Source organism: Luteococcus sp. (genome assembly GCF_043424415.1).
Taxonomy (GTDB): Bacteria; Actinomycetota; Actinomycetes; order Propionibacteriales; family Propionibacteriaceae; genus Luteococcus.
This window is the reverse complement of the sequence record NZ_JBHWOO010000116.1, coordinates 1-2564: the sequence shown is the minus strand read 5'-3', so window position 1 is coordinate 2564 and position 2564 is coordinate 1. Positions and strand designations below refer to the sequence as shown.

Genomic DNA, 2564 nt, shown 5'->3' with positions numbered 1-2564 from the left:
TATGTGCTGTCCGAGGCGCAGGCCGAGGGCGCCGTGCTGTCCACGTCGACCCAGCGCAAGCTGGAGGACGCGGAAGCAGCCGTGGCCAAGGCCCGTGCTGACGGTAAGCCGGACAAGATCGCTGACGCTGAGAAGAAGCTCGCCCGTGCTCGTGAGGACGCGGACACGGAGCTCGCGGAGTCGGCCGACGACAACGCCGAGAACATCCGAAAGGCCATGGAGAAGGTCTCCAAGGCGGAGGAGTCCCTGACCGAGGTCCAGGACGCCAACGCTGACGCGGCGATCAGGCTCGAAGCCGCGGAGCGCGCTATAGCCGCGGCCCGCTACCAGGCTCTGGCTGACATGGCCACGGGCGTCGGGGCGGCGTTCCAGGCCGGCCTGGGCTCCATCTCGGGGTTCTTCGACGAGATGGCCCGACTGGCCGGCATCGTGGACGAGACCCGCCAGTCGGTGTCCCGACTGCAGATGCAGCAGGTGACCAACCACATCCAGCTGCTCAAGGCGCAGCAGGACCTGCAGGTCAAGGAATGGGATCTGCAGCGCACCCGCGCCCGCGGGGCCATGTCTATCGCCGAAGCGGAATACGAGCTCCAGCTCGCCCGTGAGCAGGCGACCCTGATGGGTGCCACGTCCATCGAGGCGATGCGGGGAGCAGCAGACCGTTTCCGGGTGACCGGAATCTTCGCTGTCGAGGACGTGACGTCGTCGGTGGTGGAGAACTCGGCCGCAGTCCGCGCCGCCGAGTGGGGCGTTTCCGTCGCCCGGGCGCAGGCCGCACTTGACCAGCAGCTCGCCACCCACGAACAGGCGATCGCACAGTTCAACGTCGTCGAAGCGACGCTGACGCAGAACGCCGCGGTGGAGATGCTGCGCCTGCAGACCCACCAGCTCACGCAGCAGACTGCTCAGCTATACGGGCTGACGCAGAACGCTGCGACAGGAGCCGCTCGTGGCTTCGGTGGCGTCGGCAAGGTCGGCGGTGGCCTGGGCAAGATCCTGGGTGGCGTGCTCGCTGGCATGGCCGGTTTCGCTGTCGGTGGCCCGCTGGGTGCTTTCGCCGGTGCAGGCATGGCGATCAGCGGCCTCAGTGATGTCATCAAGGGCGGAATCGACATCACCCACAACAAGGACGACATGAAGGAAGCCTGGGGCCAGATGGATGGTGGCTCCAAGCTGGCGATCATCGGCGGTTCCCTCCTCGGAGGCGCGGCCGGTGCCGCCGGTGGCTACCTCGGTGGCCCGGAGGGCGCCCAGCTGGGTGCCGAACTCGGGGCCACGATCCTGGACACCACGGTCGGGTCGGTGCAGTACAACATCGCCTCGAAGATCGACAAGATCAACCGCGACGCCGCAGACGCCCAACAGGCACTGACCCTCGACATCGAGGCCAAGCGCCAGGCGCTGGAGGCTCAGCGCCTCGCCTGGGAACTGGAGTCCCTGGCAAAGACTGACGCGCTGACCAGCCAGCTGGAGTACTCCAAGCTGCAGCAGTTGCTCGCAGGGGCCAACACGAAGGAGGAGGCCCAGGCAATCGCCGCGGCCGCAGAGATTGAGGCCGAGCGGATGGGGCACATGATCACCATCGCAGATGGTCAGTCCCAGGAACTCGTCGCGATCAACGGACGCCTGGCGGAGCTGGTGTCTCTGACCAGCGACCAGGCCGCCAAACACGGGACCGGGGTCACGACCCTCGCGTTCACCCTGCCACCCGGTGAGGCATTCAGCCGCGACCAGGTGCAAGCCATGTTCCAGCAGGCCGCAGAGAGCCTCGATCTACGGCTGCGAGAGCTGGAATCCGCGTCGGAGGTCACCGCGGACGACTACTACACCGCCCGCGTCTACTAGGAAGGAGGGCACACTATGGGTTATCGACTGTGGTACACGACCCCGTGGGGTCGTCAGTGGGAGATGCTCACCGAGAACTGGGTGACAGGACTCAACGCCGCCGGCATCGACGGCCTAGTCGCCCAGTCAACTGATGTGACCACGGAGTCCCCCTTCGTCGCCGGCCAGATCCTCGACTCCCAGAACATAGGGCCCATGACCGGGTCCCTCCGCGTCGCAGTAGGCCCAGACGGGCCGAAGCCCGCGGGTGACGTCTGGGCCGAGTTCCGAGCAGGCTTCTCCCGCACACTGGTGGGCACCCTGTCGCTGCACTCACCCCGGTACGGGCGGGTCTCGACGCAGGTCCGCCTCGCGGCGACACTGCCTCCACCGGACGTCGAGCCGAATGATGAAGGAATCATCGACGAACTCCCGATCCAGCTGATCTCCGATCAAGGAGTATGGCTCCACGACACGGTCAGCGGAACCGGCGAGGTCACCGTCACCAACTTCGGCGGCGTCGACGTCTCCCCTCAGATCAGGTGGGGCGGAGCAGGAGGCACAGTCACTGTGCCATCCGGCGCCACATTCTCCCTCCCGGCCGTGGAAGAGGAGCGGATACTGCTGCTCTCCCCGGTCGAGTCCCTCGCGGTGATCACCCCACTCGGTGAGATCGACTACCCACTGATGCGCCAGCTGCAGGCAGCCCTGCCAGAAGTAGTCCCGGAAGGGCAGTACGA

At 66.5% G+C, this 2564-nt stretch carries 2 protein-coding genes; both read left to right on the top strand.

The annotated features are described in order from the left end of the window. Positions 1 to 1845, top strand: a 1845-nt coding sequence (locus ACHFFZ_RS07240; protein ID WP_394275978.1) for a hypothetical protein, incomplete at its 5' end; no start/stop codon positions are given. A gap of 63 nt (positions 1846 to 1908) precedes the next feature. Further along, the coding region (locus tag ACHFFZ_RS07235; RefSeq protein ID WP_394275977.1) for a hypothetical protein at positions 1909 to 2564 on the top strand (656 nt) is incomplete at its 3' end.